Source organism: Mangrovimonas sp. TPBH4 (assembly GCF_001280505.1).
Taxonomy (GTDB): domain Bacteria; phylum Bacteroidota; class Bacteroidia; order Flavobacteriales; family Flavobacteriaceae; genus Mangrovimonas_A.
On record NZ_LBIO01000028.1, the window covers coordinates 40,229 to 61,273 of the forward strand.

A 21,045-nucleotide genomic window follows, 5' to 3' on the forward strand; every position below is an offset into this window, starting at 1 on the left:
CTTTTCTATTTTGAAGGACAAAGGTACTTTTTTTGCGCGATAATCGAGATTTAAATGCTCCGAGGCTTCCTTCCAAATTAAAAAATTGTTCATTTTAAGACCTCGCGGGTTTGCTCCGTGGTAATTTACTACAATAGCTCAATAAATTTGACTAGTTTTGGTCGCAATGAAGATATTCAAATATATATTTTGGCTGTTATACCGCATTTGGTTTTATATTTTGGTTGCGGTTCCTATTATAGTTTTATTTCCATTTTTAATCATTTCCATTCTTAAGGAAAGCTGGTATCCTTTTTTCTTTAGGCTGGCGCGAATATGGGCTAGGTTCATTTTAATTGGGATGGGCTTTAGGGTGAAAATTGAACGCGAAGCAGTACCCGAAAGGAGCGAGAGCTATATGTTTGTGGCTAACCATACGTCGATGACGGATATTATGTTGATGCTATTAAGTGTTAAGAATCCGTTTGTATTTGTAGGGAAACAGGAATTGGCCAAAATCCCGTTGTTTGGGTTTTTCTATAAGCGGACTTGTATTTTGGTAGATCGCAGTTCGGAAAAGAGCAGAAAAGCGGTGTTTTTAAGGGCTCAAAAACGTTTGAAGCAGGGCTTGAGCATCTGTATCTTTCCTGAAGGTGGCGTGCCAGATGAGTCCATTGTGTTGGATGAATTTAAGGACGGAGCCTTCCGATTGGCTATCAACCATCAAATTCCTGTGGTACCTTTGACCTTTGCCGATAACAAAAAGCGATTTTCCTATACTTTTTTTAGTGGCAGTCCAGGGAGAATGAGAGCGAAAGTGCATAAGTTTATCCCAACCGATGGTTTGACCATTGCCGATACTAAAACCTTAAATGCAGAAACTAAGGCGGTTATTCTAAAACAATTAACCGAATTCCATAACACATAAAAGCTACCCTTGGCAGAGGGCAGCTTTCAGTAATTACTGCGGATTTAAGCAATAATTCATCTAACCAACTAAAAACTAAAATTTATAACTCAACCCGGTATACACGCCAATAAAGTATGGCTGAAAATCGCCAGAGGTATTATTGAAGGTATTGAGCTGGTACTTGAACATAGGTTCAAGGTTTACTTTTATTTTTCGCGATACATTGTAATTCATTCCTAATCCAAAATTGGCACTATAACTCATGTCGTTGATGTTTGTGGCTTCTCCAATATGGATTCTATAGCCATCGCCAGTAGCATATACATCATTGTGATTGGTAAAAAGGGTACTAAAGCCTCCAATAAGGTTAAGGCCCAGTTTTTTGCTCACCAGAGCGTATTCCAATTCTACAGGAACTTCTATAAAACCAAATTGTTGTTCCAATGCTCCGTAAGTTTTTAGGTTCATAACCTCAGGGGAGCTACTGTTAATGTTTTGAGTGCTCATAACGGAATTGTTGGCAGCGCTGTTGCTCATTCGTAAATTTTGGATTTGCGAATTATTGTTATTAGCACTGTTGTAGGCAATCACATTTTTGGTACTGTATCCAAGGTCTACTTTGTTTACGCCAACGCGTACTTTTATTTTATCGTTAAAGGCATAGCTTCCACTTACCCCATAACTTGTATTGATTTCACCACTTTTGGAATTGTTAACAAACTGTTCGTCTATTGGAGATCCTTTGCCTAATGTGTTGAAATAAACAGGTGCCACATTTGGAGAAATGTTCCACCTGCTTAGTTTCTCTTCTTTTTCCTTTTCATTGGTCTGTTCATTGGCTTCTGCAATAGCCTCTTCTATTGTGGTGTCTTCTTTTTCGGTTGTTTGTGCTACTTCTTCCGAATCCTCGTTGGCTTCATCTAAGACATCTTGAGAAGTTTTGGTGTTATCATTAGAAGTAGGGAGCTTGGTTGTTGTTTCGGCAACCCTTATTTGTTCGTCTTTCAGTAAGGTATTGATTTGAGTACTCTTATCTGAGATTTTTGAGCTCTTGGAGTTGGATTCAGGTAGATTTGGAGCGCTGTGGGTTACGGCTCGATTGCTATTAGGTAAAAGAGCATCTTTTTGTTTTTGAGCCTCTTTTTTAGGCGTATTGTTTTGTGTGTATGAGGTGTTTTCTTCGGAAGAAATTGCAACCGTAGAGGAATTATTTGAATTTGAAGAGGTTTTGTTTGGTTGAAGTAATTCGTTTTTCGAACCATTTAAAGCGTCTTCACTTTGGTTGTTTTCAGTGACAGTATTTTGGGTACTTGTATTGAAATCCATAGTGGAATCTATTGTGGATTTCTGAGAAGTACTATCGTTATTTTCACTATTGGTGTGCTCTTCAACCAAAGGTGTCGAATTCTCTTGAATAATATCCGAAGGGCTAAAAATGAATTTCCCTGTCGTAAACAGTAATGCCAATAGTGCGGCAACACCGGCAAATTGCCACCAAATACCAATGACTCTACGTTTGCGTTTATTGCCGTGCAAGCGCTGTTCTATGTTGTTCCAGACTTCTTCATTTGGAGTGGCTTCAAAATTTTTGAACTGCTCCTGAAATAGCCTGTCAATATGTTTTTTATCACTCATTATAACGATTGGGAATTGGATCCCGTTTTATGCATTTCAATTTTTTCTTTTAATATCAATCGTGCCCTTGCCAGATTGGATTTTGAGGTGCCCGTGGATATCTCCAACATTTTGGCAATTTCCTTATGCGAATACCCATCCAATACATAAAGGTTGAACACCAACCTGTAGCGGTCCGGCAACTGTTGGATGATGCCCAATAGGAAATCGAGGGAGATTTGTTCTTCGTCAATTTCCAGGGAAACATCTTCTATTTGGCCTTCGTTTACAATGTCAAACACACCTGCGCTGCGATAGCGCTGTAAGGCCGTGTTAATGGCAATGCGTTTCATCCAGCCTTCCAAAGAACCTTTGCCTTGATATTGTGAGATTTTACCAAAAATGGTAAGAAATGCGTCTTGCAGGTTGTCTTCTGCTTCGGCATAGTTTCTAGAATACTTCAGACAAAGCGAGAATAGTTTGCTCGCGTAGAGCTTGTATATCTGGCTTTGTGCTTTCGCATCATTTTTTTTACAACTTTCTATAAGTTGCTCTAGGCTCACATTATCGCGGTATTTGGTTAGGTAACACTGTTTATTCTGCTACGGGAACTTCAACAATATAGTACAAATCATTTCCGTTCTCATCTTCACCTTGCCAAAATTTGAATATATAAGTTCCGTTGCTAACTACTTTAAAGTTAAAGGATACTTCCTCAATTACTTCGGGTTCATAATCTTCGCAATCATTTTCATATACCTTGTCAACAACGGCTATAGTTCTTTGGTTGAGTTCACTTTCAAAATAATGATCATAAAAGACATAGCAGCTTGAAGGCTTTAGGTAACTAGTATAAATAGTGTAAGTTTCGCCAAGAACAAACTCTTCGGGCATATCCACACTCTCTATTGGAAGTATTTCTAAGTGGTAAGAATTTGATCTACCGTCGTCATCAAGGCTACAGGACATGACCGTAAGTAGGAACGTACATAAAAATAAGATCTTTTTCATTTTCAACATTATTTGGGATTAAAGAGTAATACCTTTTCAAGGTAAAGATGCTAAAACCGTTGAAAGGTTGCGTTAAAAACAAAAAAAATCCCGTTTTAACGGGATTTTAATTTTGAGATTATGATAGAGCAGCTTCTTTTGCCACTTGCCTAACCTTTCCTTCTAGCTCATCCATGAGCTCTGGATTGTCTTTTATCAAGGCTTTTACGGCGTCTCGACCTTGTCCTAGTTTGGTGTCTTCGTAGCTAAACCAAGAACCACTTTTCTTAACAATATCGTGTTCTACAGCTATGTCTAAGACCTCTCCAACTTTAGAGATACCTTCTCCATACATGATGTCAAACTCTGCAGTTTTAAATGGAGGGGCTACTTTGTTTTTAACTACTTTAACTCTGGTTTTGCTTCCGGCAACATTTCCGTCACTTTCCTTAATTTGAGTAGAGCGTCTAATGTCCAAACGTACCGAAGCGTAGAATTTAAGGGCGTTACCACCAGTAGTTGTTTCTGGGTTTCCAAACATGACCCCAATTTTTTCACGTAATTGGTTAATGAAAATCATGGTACAGTTAGTCTTGCTGATGGATCCTGTTAATTTTCTAAGGGCTTGGGACATCAATCGTGCGTGAAGACCCATTTTGGAATCTCCCATTTCGCCTTCAATTTCACTTTTTGGTGTCAAGGCAGCTACGGAGTCCACTACAATAATATCGATAGCTCCAGAACGTACTAGGTTGTCGGCAATTTCCAAGGCTTGCTCCCCGTTATCCGGTTGTGATATGATAAGGTTCTCCAAGTCCACTCCTAATTTTTCGGCATAAAATCTATCGAAGGCGTGTTCGGCATCGATAAAAGCGGCGATCCCGCCAGATTTTTGTGCTTCAGCAATAGCGTGCAGAGTAAGGGTGGTTTTACCTGAAGATTCAGGACCGTATATTTCAATGATTCGTCCTCTTGGATACCCGCCTACGCCAAGGGCAATGTCTAAACCAAGGGACCCTGAGGAAATGGCTTCAACATCAGAGATTGCCTGGTCGCTCATCTTCATCACTGTTCCTTTTCCATAAGCCTTGTCCAATTTGTCCAAGGTGAGCTTTAAGGCCTTTAATTTCGCATCTTTTTCAGTACTCATTATTCAGTCGTTTTCTAAAATTAAATTCAGGCTAAAATACGATAACTTTTGATTTTTTTCAATCTTATCACGCAACCTTTTTGAGCTTTTCACATCTACCTAATAATTAAGGGAAATCTTGCTATGAAATTCTTTAAGAAAACAATTGTCCACAAGGCATTAGGTGTTTCGGTTGCAATTACTTTTAATAGCAGCTGTAAAGCCGATGGAGGCTAACGTCGGTATGTATTTTGAGTTTAAATAATAAATAAAAAGTATAATATCGAGTTAGTCCACAAAAAGCACTTTAGTCTTTCTAAAGTGCTTTTTTGTTTGTCATGGTGTAATGGTTTAAAAATAGTACCTTTGCGGCATTAAAAAATAATCTTTAACCTTAAATCATTAGTATAGCATGCAACTGTACAATAAATTAAGTGCTAAAGAGCGAGCGGAATTAATCGATCAAGCTGGAAAAAATCGATTAACGCTTTCTTTTTACCAATACGCGAAAATTCAAAATCCTCAAGAATTTAGAAATCAATTGTTTATCGTCTGGGACCGATTAGAGGTCTTGGGCCGAATTTATGTGGCTCATGAAGGCATCAACGGACAGTTATCTTTGCCGGCCGATCGTTTCAACGAGTTCAAATCACATTTGGATACCATTGATTTCTTAAAAGATATCCGTTTAAATGTCGCTGTAGAACAAGACAACAAATCGTTCCTGAAACTGAAAGTAAAAGTACGTGATAAAATTGTTGCCGACGGATTGAACGATGATACCTTCGATGTAACAAACAAAGGAATTCACTTAAAAGCGGAAGATTTCAATCGCTTTATTGAAGACGAAAATACCGTGTTGGTGGATATGCGTAACCATTACGAAAGCGAAATTGGTCATTTTAAAAATGCTGTGACGCCGGATGTAGATACTTTTAGAGAATCGTTGGATATTATTGAAGACGATTTAAAAGATCATAAAGAAGATAAAAACCTAGTGATGTATTGTACGGGTGGTATTCGTTGCGAAAAGGCGAGTGCTTACTTCAAGCATAAAGGGTTTAAAAATGTATACCAGCTTGAGGGTGGAATTATAGAATATACCCGTCAGGTGAAAGAACAAAACTTAGAAAATAAGTTTTTAGGTCAGAATTTCGTGTTCGACGAGCGTCGTGCCGAACGTATTAGTGATGATGTAATTGCACAATGTCACCAGTGTGGCGAGCCGTTTGATGTGCATACCAATTGTGCAAACGATGCGTGTCACTTGTTGTTTATTCAATGTCCGAAATGTCAGGAAGAAATGGAAAACTGTTGTTCTACTGCGTGTATGGAGATTAACAGGTTGCCATACGAAGAGCAAAAAGCTTTGCGTAAGGGGCAGGGAAATAGCAACGATATCTTCAAAAAAGGTCGTGCCGACCACTTACCTTATAAAAAGGACTTAAGAAACATTTTCGAGCATTTTAAACAAGAAAAAGCCTAAGGATATTATGCAAAAGATTGAATTAATGGCGCCTGCAGGGAATTTTGAATCGTTGCAAGCAGCCCTGGATAATGGTGCAGATTCTGTTTATTTTGGTGTGGAGCAGCTTAACATGCGTGCCAGAGCATCCATCAACTTCACTTTGGATGACCTTCCGGAAATTTCCAGAAGATGTCAAGAAAAAGGAGTAAGAAGCTATTTGACTTTAAATACCATTATTTACGATCACGATTTATCTATTGTAAAAACCTTAGTAAAATGTGCCAAAGAAGCGAACATTACGGCTGTGATTGCTATGGATCAAGCCGTGATAATGGTTGCTCGTGAGTTGGGGATGGAAGTGCATATTTCCACGCAAATCAACATTACCAATATTGAAACGGTGAAGTTCTATGCCATGTTTGCTGATACCATGGTAATGAGTAGGGAGTTGAGTTTGCGTCAGGTGAAAAAGATTTCAGAGCAAATTGAAAGGGACCAAATCAAAGGCCCTTCAGGAAAATTGGTGGAGATAGAAATTTTTGGTCACGGTGCACTGTGTATGGCAGTTTCTGGAAAATGCTACTTGAGTTTGCATTCGCATAATTCTTCTGCCAATCGTGGAGCTTGTAAGCAAAATTGCAGAAAGAAATATACAGTAATCGACCAAGATTCTGGTTTTGAAATGGAATTGGACAATGAGTACATCATGTCTCCCAAGGATTTGTGTACCATCGATTTTCTGGAGGAAGTGATTGATGCCGGAATTACGGTTTTAAAAATAGAAGGTCGCGGAAGAGCACCGGAATATGTGGCCAATGTAATTAAATGTTACCGTCAGGCCATTGACAGTATTGAAAATGGAACCTATTCCAAAGAAAAGGTAATCGGTTGGATGCAGGAATTGGAGAAGGTGTATAACCGCGGTTTTTGGAGTGGTTACTATTTAGGTCAGAAATTAGGGGAGTGGAGTAAAGGCTCCGGATCTCATGCGACTCAGAAAAAGGTGTACATAGGTAAGGGAGTTCACTATTATCCAAAAAGTGGTATTGGTGAATTTAAAATTGAGGCCTATGACTTGTCGTTGGGCGATACTATTTTAATTACTGGGCCAACTACAGGCTCCAAAGAAATGACGGTGGACACTATGTTGGTGAATGATGAGCAGTTGGAAAAAGGTGCAAAAGGAGATTCGGTAACTATCCCAATTCCTTTTAGAGTGCGTCCTTCGGATAAACTTTATAAGATTGTTGAAAATAAAGTTGAGGTTTAATGGTTGTTGTAACCCTGCAGAGGAATAAATGTATCGGTTGTAATTATTGCGTAGAATTGGCTCCTGAGCAGTTTCAAATGTCCAAAAAGGATGGGAAATCTGTACTGTTGAGAAGTCAGGAGAAAAAAGGTTTTTTTACTTTGAAATCTCCAGACGAAGCCATTTTGGAGCCTTGCGACCAAGCTGCAAAAGCTTGTCCTGTTAAAATAATTTCGGTAAAAAGCGTTTAAGAGTTTAGAGCATTACTATATTGCACTGCATGAATATTTATAGATTATTACAGCTAAATAGAAAGATAAAAAGTCATAGGGTAAAGTTTTTTGGACTTTACCTGTTGCATAAATTCAATAAGCGGTATTTGGCTGTAAATCTGGACCCTGTTATGGCCTGTAACTTGCGTTGTAAGATGTGCTATTTTACCGATGCCGATTATGTGAAAACGCTTAAAGGGCAATTTAAGCCGGAGGAATTGAAGGATGTTGCCGAGGCTATTTTTGGAAGGGCCTTGAAGTTGCAGATTGGTTGTGGAACCGAGCCTACCTTGTATAAAAACCTAGTGGATCTTGTAGTTCTAGGCAAGGAATATAAAGTGCCCTATATTTCCTTGACCACCAATGCCAATTTATTGACGAAGGAAAAAATTGAGGACCTGTTAAAGGCAGGCTTGAATGAGTTTACAATTTCCTTGCATGGCGTTACCAAGGAAACCTATGAAGGCTTTATGAAAAAGGCCAGTTATGAAAAGTTTCACAATGCCTTTAAGGCTTTTGCAAAGCTGAAATCGAAGTATGACTTTAAGGTGCGTATCAATTATACCTTCAACAAGGATAATTTTTACGAGTTACAAGAGTTTTTTGAACACTTCGATCCCAAGAGTTTTGATATTCTTCAAATACGGCCGATTCAAAAAATAGGGAATACAGAGTATAACGATTTTGATATCTCGACTTTGGTTGGGGATTATCCAAGCATCATCCAAAAGATTAAAGAGACCTGCAAAGCCAATCAGATAACCCTTTTGGCACCTGATGCATTATCTGTATTGGCAGGCGAGAACCAATCCAGTTTTATTTTCGACTACACATTTTGCTATATTTCCCCTAAGAAATTTTGGAAAGATGGCTTTAATTGGCGGGAAGTGAGTTTTAATGATTTTTCCCGTGAAATAGGTTGGAGTTCAACTTTGTTGTCCAATGTGTTTAAGTCGAAAAAAACTCTGAAATCCCTCTCCAATAGGCTTAATTACGAGATAGAGTTTTAATTAATTCCCAATAAAAACAGTGATGTTTTTATGTCATTAGAATAATCTTATCTTTACATTTTAGAAAACAAATTATTAATCTCCATTTGCTAGTCTAGATTAGCAAATTATATATAAAATTTATGGGTTGTAACAGTTGCTCAACTGGTAAGGATGGTCAACCAAAAGGATGCAAGAACAATGGTACTTGCGGAACCGATAGCTGTAACAAGCTAACGGTTTTTGATTGGTTGTCCAATATGTCGTTGCCCCAGGGGCAGGAGCCTTTTAATGGGGTTGAGGTGCGTTTTAAAAACGGACGAAAACAATACTATCGAAATACAGAAAATCTATCATTAAATATTGGTGACATTGTCGCTACTCAGGCGCAATCCGGTCATGATATTGGCATGGTAACGCTTACAGGTGAATTGGTGAGAATCCAAATGAAGCGTAAAAAAATTGATATCAATAAGCATGATGAGGTTCTTAAAATATACAGAAAGGCCAATCAAAGAGATATCGATGTGTGGTCTAAAGCTAGGGATAAGGAAGAACCAATGAAGGTTAAGGCAAGACAGTTTGCTATTGACTTAAAATTAAAAATGAAAATCTCAGATATTGAGTATCAGGGGGATGCTAGTAAAGCGACCTTTTACTATACTGCCGAAGAGCGCGTAGATTTCAGGGAACTTATCAAAGTATTTGCTAAGGAGTTCAGAACTCGAATCGAAATGAAGCAAGTTGGATTCCGTCAGGAGGCCGCTAGGCTTGGTGGTATTGGGTCCTGCGGGCGTGAATTGTGCTGTTCCACTTGGCTGACAGATTTTAGGTCCGTGAGTACTTCTGCAGCTAGGTATCAGCAATTGTCGCTTAATCCACTTAAACTTGCAGGACAATGTGGAAAACTGAAGTGTTGTCTTAATTATGAATTGGATGCCTATTTGGATGCCTTAAAGGAGTTTCCGAAAACGGAAATCAAACTATATACCGAGAAGGGCGTTGCTGTCTGTCAAAAGACCGATATTTTCAAAGGGGTTATGTGGTATGCTTATGAAGGAGAATGGATGAATTGGCATAAACTTACCGTAGCTCAAGCCAATGAAATCATCGAAAAAAATAAGAAAAAACAAAAGGTTGCCAGTCTTGAGGAATACGCAGCAGAACTGACGGAAGACACTAAAGCAGAGTTTGAAAACGTTGTAGGACAAGATAGTTTAACAAGGTTTGATAGTCCAAAACGCAAAAGAAAACGTAAAAATAATAAGAGGAAACCTAGAAGAAACAATAAGTCTCAAAACAATGCCAAAAAATAGTTATTGGTTAATTCTTTTAATGGGAGTGCTGTACTTGTCATGCGATTCCAACCAAGTTTTCGATGAATACCAAACGGTTCCCAATAAGTGGCATAAGGATTCGGTTCTTTCTTTTAAGGTAACGCCACCAGATTCGTTGAACAATTACAACTTATTTGTAAACCTTAGAAATACCAGTGCTTACAAATACAGTAATTTGTTTTTGATTGTAGAAATGGAATATCCCAACGGGAAAACTTCCAAGGATACTTTGGAGTATGTAATGGCCAAACCCAATGGAGAGTTTTTGGGAACAGGATTTTCCGATGTTAAGGAAAACAAGCTGTGGTACAAAGGGTATGAGAGTCCTTTTGTATTTGACGAATCTGGAGAATATACCATCAACATTCAACAGGCCATGAGAGAAAATGGAAAGGTAGAAGGGGTCGAGGAGTTAGAAGGTATTACTGATATTGGTTTTAGAATTGAACAAGCAAACACAAAATAATTATGGCAAAAAAGGGAACAAAGAATAAACAGGCAACACCTGATTTTTCCAAATACATTCGTTGGTTTTGGATCACCTTTACGGGAGGGTTGCTCTTTGTGATTCTATTGTTTTTATTGGCCTCTTTTGGGGTATTTGGAGAAATGCCAGATCATACCGAATTGGAAAATCCAAAGAACAATTTGGCTACCGAAATCATTTCTTCTGATGGGAAAACCCTAGGTAAATTCTACTATAATGACAACAGGACTCCTGTAGATTATAGTGAGTTGCCTCCTTATTTGGTAGAAGCACTTTTGGCAACGGAGGATGCTAGGTTTAGAGAGCATTCTGGGATCGATGGAAGGGGAACGCTAAGAGCTATCGCCAAGCTTGGAAGTGGTGGTGGAGCAAGTACCATTTCCCAACAGTTGGCGAAACAATTATTCCATGGTGAAGGTTCAAAGAATATTGTGGAGAGAATTCTGCAAAAGATAAAGGAATGGGTAATTGCCATTCGTTTGGAGCGTCAGTATACCAAGGAAGAAATCATCGCAATGTACTTCAACATCTATGATTTTGGTAATAATGCCGATGGTATCCGTAGTGCTTCGCGCATTTACTTTGGAAAGGAACCTTTGGAATTGGATGTTAAGGAGTCTGCCATGTTGGTGGGAATGTTTAAAAACTCGTCACTATACAATCCAAGAAGAAACCCAGAGGGAGTTACCAACCGCCGCAATGTAGTGTTAAATCAAATGGTAAAGTATGGCTATTTGGATGAAACTATCAGCGATTCATTGAAGAAGACGGATCTAAGCCTTAACTATTCTCCTGAATCCCATAGAGAGGGAATTGCAACTTATTTTAGAGAGTACTTGAAGCAATTCATGAAAGATTGGATTGCTGAAAACCCTAAGGCAGATGGTGAAAAGTACAGTCTTTACAATGACGGGCTTAAAATATTTACGACTATAGATTCCAGAATGCAGAAATATGCCGAGGATGCGGTGCAAAAACACATGCCACGATTGCAGGCGGAGTTTGATCACCAAAACACACCGGATCGTAATCCTACGGCGCCTTTCTTGGATTTAAGTCATAGCGAAATTGATGCCTTGATGAAACGTTCCATCAGACAGAGTGAGCGTTGGAGGCACATGAAGTACGATCTTAAAAAATCTAATGATGAAATCATAGCGTCTTTCGACGTGCCAACAGAAATGAAAATTTTCTCTTGGAGTGGAGAAATCGACACTATTATGAAGCCAATCGATTCCATGAGATACTACAAGTCATTTTTGCATACGGGAATGATGTCCATGGATCCTGAAACAGGTCACGTAAAGGCTTGGGTTGGGGGTATTAATTACAGGCATTTTCAATACGATCACGTAAAGCAAGGAAAGCGTCAGGTAGGGTCTACATTTAAGCCCTTTGTATATGCAACGGCCATAGACCAACTGCATTTATCGCCTTGCGATACCTTGCCGAATACACAAATTACTATTGAAGCCAATAAATTTGGAAATCCAGAACCTTGGACAGCTAAAAACTCTGATGGTAAATATGGGGATTTCATGACCTTAAAACATGCTTTGGCAACCTCTACCAATACCGTTACGGCAAGACTGATGGATAAAATTGGACCACAACCTGTCATTGATATGGCTAAAAATTTAGGGGTTGAGGAAGATATTTTACCAGTTCCTGCCATTGCTTTGGGAACACCAGATTTAAGTGTATATGAAATGGTGGCAGCATATTCAACCTTTGCGAATAAAGGTGTGTATAACAAACCTGTTATGGTGACGCGCATCGAAGATAAAAATGGAACTGTGTTGTATCAGTTTACTCCAGAATCTAAAGATGTGTTGAGTGAAGAGGTAGCCTATGTAACCGTGAACTTATTGGAAGGGGTAACCCATGGAGGGTCTGGTACTCGCTTGAGAACGAAAGGAGCCGACAAATATAATGCTGCTTATCGTGAGATTATCACGGGATATCCATACGAGTTTACAAATCCAATTGCAGGTAAAACGGGAACTACCCAAAATCAAAGTGATGGTTGGTTTATGGGGATGGTGCCTAACTTGGTAACAGGTGTTTGGGTTGGTGCCGAAGATAGAGCGGCGCACTTTAAAACCATTACCTATGGACAGGGAGCTGCTATGGCTTTGCCTATTTGGGGACTGTACATGAAGAGCTGTTATGCCGATGAAGAGTTAGGCGTTTCCAAGGAAGATTTTGAAAGACCTGAAGAGTTGTCCATTCGTGTGGATTGTAACGCGAGTGAGGAAGATGAAGGGGCCGAGTTGCTTGTGGAAGAAGAGGAGGACCTTGATATCGGATTTTAATATTTTTGGTATATTGACAGTAAAACATCTGGATTATTGCTGATTAGTAAATATTAAATAGAAAATATTATTCTTATCAAAAAAACCGAAGTGATTCTTTTTAGAATCGCTTCGGTTTTTTGTATTTTACCCCTATAAAATTCTTAGCAAATGATTAATAAAAAAGTAGCAAATGTTTCGGAAGCACTGGAGGGTGTTTCGGATGATATGACCTTTATGCTCGGTGGTTTCGGACTTTGCGGTATTCCTGAGAATACAATTGCAAAGTTGGTGGATATGGGTGTAAAAGGGCTTACGTGTATTTCCAATAACGCCGGGGTTGATGATTTTGGCCTTGGGCTTCTTCTTCAAAAAAAACAAATCAGAAAAATGGTGTCCTCTTATGTAGGTGAAAATGACGAGTTCGAGCGTCAGATGTTGAGTGGCGAATTGGAGGTGGAGTTAATTCCTCAAGGAACGCTTGCCGAGCGTTGCAGAGCTGCCCAAGCTGGGATTCCTGCTTTTTTTACACCTGCAGGATATGGTACTGAAGTCGCCGAAGGAAAGGAAACCCGTGAATTCAATGGTAAGATGCATGTGTTGGAAAATGCTTTTAAAGCCGATTTCTCGTTTGTTAAGGCTTGGAAGGGAGATGAGGCCGGAAACTTAATTTTTAAAGGAACAGCACGCAATTTTAATCCTGCTATGTGTGGGGCTGCAAATATTACAGTAGCCGAGGTGGAGGAGTTGGTGCCAGTGGGTACTTTAGATCCTAATGAAATACATATCCCTGGTATTTTTGTACAGCGTATTTTCCAAGGGGAAGTATACGAAAAGAGAATTGAACAACGAACCGTTAGACAAAGAGATTAATTATGTTAGATAAAACAGGAATAGCAAAACGAATTGCCAAAGAAGTTAAGGATGGCTATTACGTGAATCTTGGAATTGGAATTCCAACGTTGGTGGCTAATTATGTACGACATGATATCCAAGTAGAATTTCAAAGTGAAAACGGTGTGTTGGGCATGGGGCCTTTTCCTTATGAAGGGGAAGAAGATGCCGATATTATCAATGCGGGTAAGCAAACAATCACAACATTGCCGGGAGCTAGTTTTTTTGACTCCTCAATGAGTTTTTCCATGATTCGTGGGCAGCATGTAGACCTGACTATTTTGGGAGCTATGGAGGTAGCTGAAAATGGCGACATTGCCAATTGGAAAATCCCGGGCAAAATGGTAAAAGGTATGGGAGGTGCTATGGACTTGGTAGCCAGTGCCGAAAATATTATTGTCGCAATGATGCATACCAATAAAGCAGGTGTATCCAAATTGCTTAAAGCATGCACATTACCGCTTACGGGTGTAGGTTGTGTTAAGAAGATTGTGACTAATCTGGCAGTTATAGAAGTTACCGATAAAGGTTTTAAACTTCTGGAACGTGCACCAGGTGTTTCGGTTGAAGAAATTCAAAATGCAACCGAAGGGCATTTAATTGTGGAGGGAGAGATTCCAGAAATGCAATTGTAGCATTTATAGATGTTTAGAGAAGCTACTTTATAAAGTAGCTTTTTTTTGATACATACATTAAATTTGTAGGAAAAGTATTTTTTTTTAGGTATAAATGTTAAAAAATAATGCGTTTTGTCGATTTTTAATGTATTTAAACTGATTTTTCAAAAAAATGTTTCATATTAGCTAAACCAAATCGAGACAAGGTAATTTACCAAGTCTATCATAAACTTAATTTATGATTTGCCCCAAATCTATCATGAATTTATGCTTATGGAAAATGTTGCCCCAAATCTACCAAGACCTACTTATTTTGAAAACAGGATCCTTCCTGTAATTCAAAATACTTTAAACCTACTTAAAAATATTTTTGCCCTAATTAAAAAATTATTCATGCTATAACCCTTTCGGGATGGCATGAATTAATTTTTTGGTGTATTCCCTTTTTGGGTTGTTGTAAATTACATCGGCATCATCCAATTCTTCAATTTGTCCTTTGTTCATCACCAATAACTGATCGGACATATATTTTACGACAGCAAGATCATGAGAAATGAATATATAGGTAAAGTTATAATTGGACTTCAATTCGTTAAGTAAATTCAGCACTTGTGCTTGCACCGAAATATCCAAGGCAGAAACCGATTCGTCACAAACAATCAATTTGGGCTGTAAAGCAATGGCTCTGGCAATCCCCACACGTTGACGTTGGCCTCCAGAAAATTCATGCGGGTATTTATAAAAGGATTCTTCTGTCAAGCCTACTTTTTCCAAAATTTCTAAAACCAATTGCTTTCTTTCCTTGTCTGAATTACCGATGTTATGTACTGTCATGGGTTCCATGATGGCCTTTCCAATAGGCATTCTGGGATTGAGTGAAGCAAATGGGTCCTGGAAAATAATCTGTATGTCTTTTCTAAGGGCTCTAACCTGTGTCTTAGATAGTTTGTTGATGTCCGTTCCTCTGTAGAAGATTTCTCCCGAAGAAGCTTTGTCCAATAATAAAATGGCGTTGCTTAAAGTTGATTTTCCGCAGCCGGATTCGCCAACTAGGCCAAGGGTTTCACCTTCGTAAAGTTGAAAGCTAACATTATTAACAGCTTCAAAGGCTTCAGGTTTTGAAAACCACCCCGATTTTGAAACATAGGTTTTGTTGAGGTTTTTAACTTCCAATAAGGGCGTCTTGGAGTAAAGCTCTTTATGGAATGCTTTTCGGTCTTCCGAAGAAATGATAGTGTTGTCTATTGAATCATTGATGACATCCTTAATAGTTGGCAGCCGTTTAAGCCGAACATCCAAAGATGGCTTGGATTGTAACAGGGCTTTAGTGTAGGTGTCTTTAGGTGCTGTGAATATTTGGGTAGTGTTGCCTTGTTCCACAATATTTCCCTGATACATTACTAACAATCTATCTGCAATTTCGGAAACTAAGGACAAGTCGTGGGAAATGAAAATAATGCTCATTTTTTCTTCCTGCTGGAGTTGCTCCAACAAGAGAATAATCTCCTTCTGAACTGTCACGTCCAAGGCGGTTGTAGGTTCGTCCGCAATTAATATTTTGGGTTTGCAGGCAATGGCCATGGCAATCATTACCCGTTGCTTTTGTCCTCCTGAAATTTCATGAGGATAGGCATCGTAAATGCGTTCTGGGAGCGGTAATTTCACTTTCTCAAACAATGATAAGGTTTCAGTTTTGGCTTCGGTTTTGGAAAGCGAGGTGTGCTGCAATAAAATTTCCTGAACCTGTTTGCCACATTTCATGGATGGATTCAAAGAACTCATAGGTTCCTGGAAAATCATGGCAATCTCATTTCCCCTGATGTCTTGAAACTGTTTTGCAGGGAGGGTTGTAAGATCCAGATCTTGAAATAAGATGTGTCCATTGGTAATTTTTGAAATCTTCGCGGGTAATAATCCCATAAGGGCCAATGAAGAAACGGACTTCCCAGATCCCGATTCTCCTACGATTCCTAAAATTTCATTCTCAAACAAATCATAACTGATATGATGGATGATTTCCTTTTCGGATTTATTGGATATAAAGGAAATGCTAAGCTCTTTTACAGATAAAAGGGGAGGTGTGGCCATGTGCTAAACACTAATAATTTCATTGTCATGTAACAGTTCGTCGCCTCGCAGTCTTAAAAATATTTGGGCAACGGCCACCGTGTCTTTTTCGCAATAGGTGACAATCCTGTCAATATCATTTTCTTCGTAATACACTCTTCTCACTTCGCTACCATCAATATCATCTTTTGGCGATGGAATACCGAGAACATTGGTGAGTAGCTTAAGAGAGGTAAAATGTTTGTAATCTCCAAATTTCCACAATTCCAAAGTGTCCAAATGAGGCACTTCCCAAGGCTTTTTGCCAAAAAGGTTGAGTTTGTATGGCAATTCTATGTTATGGATGATCATACGTCGCGCAATGTATGGAAAATCAAATTCCTTACCATTGTGGGCACACAATACATGTTTAGCCTGTCCAAAATGAGTGGTCAATAAGTTCTTGAAGTCCTGAAGAATTTTAATTTCATCACCAAAAAATGAGGTGACCCGAAACTGTCTCATATCGCCCTGAAAACTAAAATAACCCACGGAAATACAGACAATTTTCCCGAATTCGGCCCAAATACCTGCACGTTCATAGAATTCTTCGGCGGTATATTCGTCCCGTCTTTGGTATTGCGATTTGGCATCCCATAAATATTGTTTGGTGGTATCCAAATCTGAAAAATGTTCTGTTTCCGGAACGGTTTCAATGTCTAAAAATAAGATGTTTTCCAGTGGCAGTTTAGAGATCATATCCTAACATGTTATAGGCTTCTTCTATGTAAATTGAAATATCATCAGTAAAAGTGGCTACAGCCGATCCATTACCTTTTGAGTGTCCCAAGCGCACAATGATGATATTGTCATTTGGTTCTACAATAACGTACTGCCCAAGATGGCCTCGCATCATAAAAAAGTGCTTGTCCCCAACATCTTTGAGCCACCAACCATAACCATATTCAGGGCTTGCAGCAAATCTTGGGGTGATAGACTTCGCAATAAAAGCGGAATCCAATACTTGTTGGCCATTCCATTTGCCATGGTCTTTATAAAGTTTTCCCATTCGGGCAAAATCCTTGGCGTTGGAGGCGATACAACAATAGGCCTTAACTAAATTATGGTCTTCGCTGTCTACTTGCCAAAGGGCTTGGTTTTCACAACCTAAAGGTTGCCAAAAACTTTCGGTGAGATAGTCGTACAGTTTCTTATTGGTGGCTCTTTCAATTACCATTGCCAACAATTGGGTATCGCCACTAGCATATTTATAAGCTTTTCCAGGTTCCTCGACCACTTTAAGACCTGTAATCACTTTTTCCAAATCATCATCAAAATAGGCGCGTGTGGTGATCGAGAAAGGCGAGTAGTAAGCTTCGTCCCAATTGGTTCCGGATGACATACTCGAGAGGTCTCCCACGGTAGTTTTTGCTGCCAATCCGTCGCAGAATTCTGGAACAAAATCGCAAACCGGTTGGTCTAAACTTTTAATGTGCCCTTCCATAATGGCCTTTCCCAACATTGCCGATACATAACTTTTGGCCATAGAAAACGAATTACTTTGCGAGTTACTGTCAAAACCATCAAAGTAATCTTCAAACCAAATGCTATCATTTTTAATGATCACATAAGCTACACTTCCATTTTCCTTATGGATGGTGCTTAGGAGTTCTGTGGCCTTTGCTGTGTTGTAATCTTTGTGGTTGGGCCAAGGTTGTGGCAAGCCGTGATCAATGACTTTATTGTCAAATTCTTTGTAATCGTTCAAATAAGCCGTAGTATGCCCATTTAAATAAATGGTGCGAAACGCTTTAATCAAATAATCAGTGTCTGTGGCATATAATGCTATGACAAGGATACCAACTAATATAGCAGTCCATTTAAGGATATTTTTAAGGAATTTCATGAGAATAGATTTAATAACTAAATATATGCGTTTTTTTTAAAAAAGACGCTGTTGTTTGTATGGGCTTTCATGTTCCAAAAGCCATTGTTTTCGGTGTAGGCCTCCCGCATATCCGGTTAGGCTGCCATCGCTTCCTATAATTCTATGACAGGGAATAATGATCCAAATAGGGTTTTTGCCATTGGCGTTGGCAACGGCTCTTATAGCTTTGATATCTCCCAACTGTTTGGAAAGCTCTAAATACGAAGTGGTTGTGCCGTGAGGAATTTTGGCTAATTGATTCCAAACTTTCTTTTGGAATTCCGTGCCTTCTGGATTTAGCTGAAGGGCGAATTGCTGGCGTTTGCCGTCAAAGTATTCCTGTAATTGATATACACAGTCTTCCAATACTTCAGGAATGATATCCGTTGGTGATTCTTCACTGTCTAAAACCGTAACGGAAGAAATACCATCTTGGTTTCCGGAAATTTTAGCATACCCTAGAGGAGTATTGATAATGCAGGTGTCCATAGCGGTTAATCTTCAATAAGACCGAGGCGTTTGGCACGGTCTTCCCAACTTTTTCTGGCCAACATTTGTAAATCGGCAATGTTGTCGCTTTCATCCATGATTTCAAGTCCCAAAAGGGTTTCAATCACATCTTCCATAGTGACCAAACCACTAATGGATCCATATTCGTCTACCACCAGAGCCATATGGTTTTTGCTTTCCACCAAGAGTTCAAAAAGTTTGGGAATAGGCATGTTGCGGTTAACGATAATAATGTCCCGTTTGATTTCCGAAAGAATTTTAGCCCCATGTCCAAAGGCCATTTCCCTAAACGCTTCGTCCTTCAATACCAAGCCTGTAATATTATCTGATTCGCCTGAATAGACTGGGATTCTGGAAAACCGAATATTGGAGTTTCTTTCAAAGAATTCGGCAATGGTTTCACTTTCATTTTCAATTTTCATCACAGTCCGCGGGGTCATGATATCCTTGGCTTGAACGTCTTTAAAGGTCAATAGGTTTTTGATAACCTTACTCTCCGATTCTAAAAAGACCCCTTCTTCTTCTGCTAAATTGGTCATGGCGTGGAAATCTTCACGACTCAACACGCTACCGTGATGTCCTTTACCACCAATAAGTTTCGTGGTAAGTTGCAGTAGCCATAAAAGGCCTGTCCATTTTAAAGGAAAGATTAGGATTGTAAGGGCTTTGGCCGTAAAATTGGCCAATTGTTTCCAATAGGTAGCACCAATGGTTTTGGGGATAATCTCAGAAACCACTAAAATTAAAAAGGTCATGATAGCTGAAACCACGCCTACCGTATTTATTCCAAAAACTTCAATTTTAAAGGGTAATTTTTCAGCTTGAATCCCTACCATCATAGCTCCTAAAGTATGGGCGATAGTGTTGAGTGTCAAGATGGAAATAAGAGGTTTGTCGACGTCCTTTTTTAAATGCTCCAAAGTTTCTGCGTAGTGCTTCCCTTCCTGTTTTTTGATGTTAATAAAGGTTGGCGTAACACTCAACAAGACGGCTTCCAGAATGGAACATAAAAAAGAGAAGAAAATGGATATGGTAGCCCAAAAAATTAATGCGCTCATAAAATGGCTTTCGTTTTACTCGAATTTCGAGATGAAAATACTCCGAGACGGGTCTCGAATACAAACTTTGTTTATCAAACCCTCGAATACTTTTTCAAGGTAGTTCACTAATTTACGAAATCCATTGAGTTATGCATATAAATTCTGAATTTGAATCTTGACTTTAGTTTTGTGATCTGGAAAGGGAATGGCCAAAAAAAGAGCCTTATTCGTATTAAATGATTGAATAAGACTCTTTTGGTTTTTTTTGGGAGAAAAGATTAGCTATTTAAAATCTTCACCACATCCTTGGCAAAATAGGAAGCGATAATGTCGGCGCCAGCGCGTTTGATGGCGGTAACCTGTTCCATCATCACGGCGTCGTGGTCCAACCAGCCTTTTTCGGCGGCGGCTTTTACCATGGCGTATTCACCCGAAACTTGATACACCGCGACAGGCACATCGACTTCATTTTTAATTTCGCGAACAATGTCCAAATAGCACAAGCCTGGTTTAACCATTACGATATCTGCACCTTCATCGATGTCCATTTCGGTTTCGCGTATGGCTTCAAAGCGGTTGGCGTAATCCATTTGGTAAGATTTTTTGTCCTTTGGAATATCTATCATGTCCACTGGAGCGGAGTCTAAGGCATCCCTAAAAGGGCCATAAAAGGCCGAGGCATATTTCGCTGAATAGCTCATGATGCCTGTATTGGAATAGCCTTCGTCCTCCAAAGCTTCCCTAATGGAAAGGATCCGACCATCCATCATGTCGCTTGGAGCGACAAAGTTTGCGCCAGCCTCGGCATGCGAAAGGCTCATTTCGGTAAGGATCTCTACCGTGTCATCATTCAGAATCAAACCATTTTCAACAATTCCATCATGCCCAAAAGAAGAATAGGGGTCCAAAGCCACATCGGTCATCACCAACATGTCCGGACAGGCATTTTTTACGGTTTTCACGGCGCGTTGCATCAGTCCGTTTGGGTTGATGGCTTCCGTACCTTTGTTGTCTTTTAGATTGTCAGGCACTTTTACAAACAATAACACCGATTTCAATCCAAGTTTCCACAACTCTTTCACTTCGTTTTCCAAAAGGTCCAAGCTGTATCTAAAATAGTTGGGCATGGAAGGGATTTCTTCTTTCACGTTTTTGCCTTCCACGACAAACAATGGCACTAGAAAATCGTTGGGGGTAATTATGGTTTCACGAACCAAAGAGCGAATGGCTTCATTGGTGCGCAGTCTTCTATTTCGTCTTAATGGGTACATTATTATTTACTTAAATTACGTC

The 21,045-nt window shown here is 39.3% G+C and carries 20 protein-coding genes; 10 read left to right on the top strand and 10 right to left on the bottom strand.

Annotation, left to right across the window (positions count from 1 at the left end):
* Nucleotides 1–166: 166 nt before the first annotated feature.
* On the top strand, nucleotides 167–907 hold the full coding sequence (locus tag ZA05_RS00820) for a 1-acyl-sn-glycerol-3-phosphate acyltransferase (protein WP_053989964.1): 741 nt from the start codon (nucleotides 167–169) through the stop codon (nucleotides 905–907).
* A 75-nt stretch (nucleotides 908–982) separates the two neighbouring features.
* On the opposite strand, the gene ZA05_RS00825 is transcribed toward ZA05_RS00820, so the two are convergent.
* From ZA05_RS00825 to recA, 4 genes are all read right to left on the bottom strand, one after another.
* On the bottom strand, nucleotides 983–2,524 hold the full coding sequence (locus tag ZA05_RS00825; protein ID WP_053989965.1) for a hypothetical protein: 1,542 nt from the start codon (nucleotides 2,522–2,524) through the stop codon (nucleotides 983–985).
* Nucleotides 2,524–3,066 carry an RNA polymerase sigma factor gene (locus ZA05_RS00830; RefSeq protein ID WP_053989966.1) on the bottom strand — a complete coding sequence of 181 codons (543 nt, stop codon included), beginning with the start codon at nucleotides 3,064–3,066 and terminating at the stop codon, nucleotides 2,524–2,526. The genes ZA05_RS00825 and ZA05_RS00830 overlap by 1 nt, the downstream gene beginning before the upstream one ends.
* A 31-nt stretch (nucleotides 3,067–3,097) precedes the next feature.
* Nucleotides 3,098–3,514, bottom strand: a complete 417-nt coding sequence (locus tag ZA05_RS00835; protein ID WP_053990019.1) for a hypothetical protein — start codon at nucleotides 3,512–3,514, stop codon at nucleotides 3,098–3,100.
* Nucleotides 3,515–3,632: 118 nt separating this feature from the next.
* The gene (gene recA / locus ZA05_RS00840; protein ID WP_053989967.1) at nucleotides 3,633–4,643 is read right to left on the bottom strand and encodes a recombinase RecA; all 1,011 of its coding nucleotides are present in this window, start codon (nucleotides 4,641–4,643) and stop codon (nucleotides 3,633–3,635) included.
* A 391-nt stretch (nucleotides 4,644–5,034) separates the two neighbouring features.
* Between recA and ZA05_RS00845 the strand changes: the two genes are divergently transcribed.
* The 9 genes from ZA05_RS00845 to ZA05_RS00885 all read left to right on the top strand — a co-directional run bounded on the left by ZA05_RS00845 (nucleotide 5,035) and on the right by ZA05_RS00885 (nucleotide 14,247).
* The gene (locus ZA05_RS00845; protein WP_053989968.1) at nucleotides 5,035–6,108 is read left to right on the top strand and encodes a rhodanese-related sulfurtransferase; all 1,074 of its coding nucleotides are present in this window, start codon (nucleotides 5,035–5,037) and stop codon (nucleotides 6,106–6,108) included.
* Nucleotides 6,109–6,115: 7 nt separating this feature from the next.
* Nucleotides 6,116–7,360: a peptidase U32 family protein gene (locus ZA05_RS00850; RefSeq protein WP_053989969.1), complete on the top strand. Its 1,245-nt coding sequence runs from the start codon at nucleotides 6,116–6,118 to the stop codon at nucleotides 7,358–7,360.
* Nucleotides 7,360–7,590 carry a ferredoxin gene (locus ZA05_RS00855; protein WP_053989970.1) on the top strand — a complete coding sequence of 77 codons (231 nt, stop codon included), beginning with the start codon at nucleotides 7,360–7,362 and terminating at the stop codon, nucleotides 7,588–7,590. Before ZA05_RS00850 ends, ZA05_RS00855 begins: the two co-directional genes overlap by 1 nt.
* Before the next feature lie 29 nt (nucleotides 7,591–7,619).
* Nucleotides 7,620–8,621 (top strand): radical SAM protein, encoded by a 1,002-nt coding sequence (locus ZA05_RS00860; protein WP_053989971.1) that lies wholly within the window; start codon nucleotides 7,620–7,622, stop codon nucleotides 8,619–8,621.
* A 122-nt stretch (nucleotides 8,622–8,743) separates the two neighbouring features.
* On the top strand, nucleotides 8,744–9,916 hold the full coding sequence (locus ZA05_RS00865; RefSeq protein WP_053989972.1) for a regulatory iron-sulfur-containing complex subunit RicT: 1,173 nt from the start codon (nucleotides 8,744–8,746) through the stop codon (nucleotides 9,914–9,916).
* Complete coding sequence (locus ZA05_RS00870; protein ID WP_053989973.1) at nucleotides 9,903–10,403, top strand: gliding motility lipoprotein GldH; 501 nt, start codon at nucleotides 9,903–9,905, stop codon at nucleotides 10,401–10,403. Before ZA05_RS00865 ends, ZA05_RS00870 begins: the two co-directional genes overlap by 14 nt.
* A gap of 2 nt (nucleotides 10,404–10,405) precedes the next feature.
* Complete coding sequence (locus ZA05_RS00875) at nucleotides 10,406–12,739, top strand: penicillin-binding protein 1A (RefSeq protein WP_053989974.1); 2,334 nt, start codon at nucleotides 10,406–10,408, stop codon at nucleotides 12,737–12,739.
* Between the two features lie 150 nt (nucleotides 12,740–12,889).
* The gene (locus tag ZA05_RS00880; protein WP_053989975.1) at nucleotides 12,890–13,591 is read left to right on the top strand and encodes a CoA transferase subunit A; all 702 of its coding nucleotides are present in this window, start codon (nucleotides 12,890–12,892) and stop codon (nucleotides 13,589–13,591) included.
* 2 nt (nucleotides 13,592–13,593) lie between these two features.
* A complete protein-coding gene (locus ZA05_RS00885) occupies nucleotides 13,594–14,247 on the top strand; it encodes a 3-oxoacid CoA-transferase subunit B (RefSeq protein WP_053989976.1) in 654 nt (217 codons plus the stop codon).
* A gap of 378 nt (nucleotides 14,248–14,625) precedes the next feature.
* Here ZA05_RS00885 and ZA05_RS00890 read toward each other — a convergent pair whose 3' ends face one another.
* From ZA05_RS00890 to hemB, 6 genes are all read right to left on the bottom strand, one after another.
* Entirely contained in the window at nucleotides 14,626–16,317 is a 1,692-nt protein-coding gene (locus tag ZA05_RS00890) for an ABC transporter ATP-binding protein (protein ID WP_053989977.1), read from the bottom strand.
* A gap of 3 nt (nucleotides 16,318–16,320) precedes the next feature.
* On the bottom strand, nucleotides 16,321–17,034 hold the full coding sequence (locus ZA05_RS00895; RefSeq protein ID WP_053989978.1) for a 3'-5' exonuclease: 714 nt from the start codon (nucleotides 17,032–17,034) through the stop codon (nucleotides 16,321–16,323).
* Nucleotides 17,024–18,181, bottom strand: a complete 1,158-nt coding sequence (locus ZA05_RS00900) for a serine hydrolase (RefSeq protein ID WP_053989979.1) — start codon at nucleotides 18,179–18,181, stop codon at nucleotides 17,024–17,026. The genes ZA05_RS00895 and ZA05_RS00900 overlap by 11 nt, the downstream gene beginning before the upstream one ends.
* Nucleotides 18,182–18,217: 36 nt before the next feature.
* Complete coding sequence (locus ZA05_RS00905; RefSeq protein WP_053989980.1) at nucleotides 18,218–18,691, bottom strand: methylated-DNA--[protein]-cysteine S-methyltransferase; 474 nt, start codon at nucleotides 18,689–18,691, stop codon at nucleotides 18,218–18,220.
* Nucleotides 18,692–18,696: 5 nt separating this feature from the next.
* Entirely contained in the window at nucleotides 18,697–19,770 is a 1,074-nt protein-coding gene (locus ZA05_RS00910; RefSeq protein ID WP_053989981.1) for a CNNM domain-containing protein, read from the bottom strand.
* A 260-nt stretch (nucleotides 19,771–20,030) separates the two neighbouring features.
* The gene (gene hemB, locus ZA05_RS00915) at nucleotides 20,031–21,023 is read right to left on the bottom strand and encodes a porphobilinogen synthase (protein WP_053989982.1); all 993 of its coding nucleotides are present in this window, start codon (nucleotides 21,021–21,023) and stop codon (nucleotides 20,031–20,033) included.
* Nucleotides 21,024–21,045: the final 22 nt, after the last annotated feature.

Bases quoted from the DNA above. Each gene is read 5' to 3' on its own strand.
- ZA05_RS00835 (WP_053990019.1), bottom strand. From the start codon at position 3,514: ATGAAAAAGATCTTATTTTTATGTACGTTCCTACTTACGGTCATGTCC.
- ZA05_RS00865 (WP_053989972.1), top strand. From the start codon at position 8,744: ATGGGTTGTAACAGTTGCTCAACTGGTAAGGATGGTCAACCAAAAGGA.
- ZA05_RS00820 (WP_053989964.1), top strand. From the start codon at position 167: ATGAAGATATTCAAATATATATTTTGGCTGTTATACCGCATTTGGTTT.
- ZA05_RS00870 (WP_053989973.1), top strand. From the start codon at position 9,903: ATGCCAAAAAATAGTTATTGGTTAATTCTTTTAATGGGAGTGCTGTAC.
- ZA05_RS00875 (WP_053989974.1), top strand. From the start codon at position 10,406: ATGGCAAAAAAGGGAACAAAGAATAAACAGGCAACACCTGATTTTTCC.
- ZA05_RS00880 (WP_053989975.1), top strand. From the start codon at position 12,890: ATGATTAATAAAAAAGTAGCAAATGTTTCGGAAGCACTGGAGGGTGTT.
- ZA05_RS00890 (WP_053989977.1), bottom strand. From the start codon at position 16,317: ATGGCCACACCTCCCCTTTTATCTGTAAAAGAGCTTAGCATTTCCTTT.
- ZA05_RS00895 (WP_053989978.1), bottom strand. From the start codon at position 17,034: ATGATCTCTAAACTGCCACTGGAAAACATCTTATTTTTAGACATTGAA.
- ZA05_RS00900 (WP_053989979.1), bottom strand. From the start codon at position 18,181: ATGAAATTCCTTAAAAATATCCTTAAATGGACTGCTATATTAGTTGGT.
- ZA05_RS00855 (WP_053989970.1), top strand. From the start codon at position 7,360: ATGGTTGTTGTAACCCTGCAGAGGAATAAATGTATCGGTTGTAATTAT.
- ZA05_RS00850 (WP_053989969.1), top strand. From the start codon at position 6,116: ATGCAAAAGATTGAATTAATGGCGCCTGCAGGGAATTTTGAATCGTTG.
- ZA05_RS00825 (WP_053989965.1), bottom strand. From the start codon at position 2,524: ATGAGTGATAAAAAACATATTGACAGGCTATTTCAGGAGCAGTTCAAA.
- ZA05_RS00845 (WP_053989968.1), top strand. From the start codon at position 5,035: ATGCAACTGTACAATAAATTAAGTGCTAAAGAGCGAGCGGAATTAATC.
- ZA05_RS00905 (WP_053989980.1), bottom strand. From the start codon at position 18,691: ATGGACACCTGCATTATCAATACTCCTCTAGGGTATGCTAAAATTTCC.
- hemB (WP_053989982.1), bottom strand. From the start codon at position 21,023: ATGTACCCATTAAGACGAAATAGAAGACTGCGCACCAATGAAGCCATT.
- ZA05_RS00860 (WP_053989971.1), top strand. From the start codon at position 7,620: ATGAATATTTATAGATTATTACAGCTAAATAGAAAGATAAAAAGTCAT.
- ZA05_RS00910 (WP_053989981.1), bottom strand. From the start codon at position 19,770: ATGAGCGCATTAATTTTTTGGGCTACCATATCCATTTTCTTCTCTTTT.
- recA (WP_053989967.1), bottom strand. From the start codon at position 4,643: ATGAGTACTGAAAAAGATGCGAAATTAAAGGCCTTAAAGCTCACCTTG.
- ZA05_RS00885 (WP_053989976.1), top strand. From the start codon at position 13,594: ATGTTAGATAAAACAGGAATAGCAAAACGAATTGCCAAAGAAGTTAAG.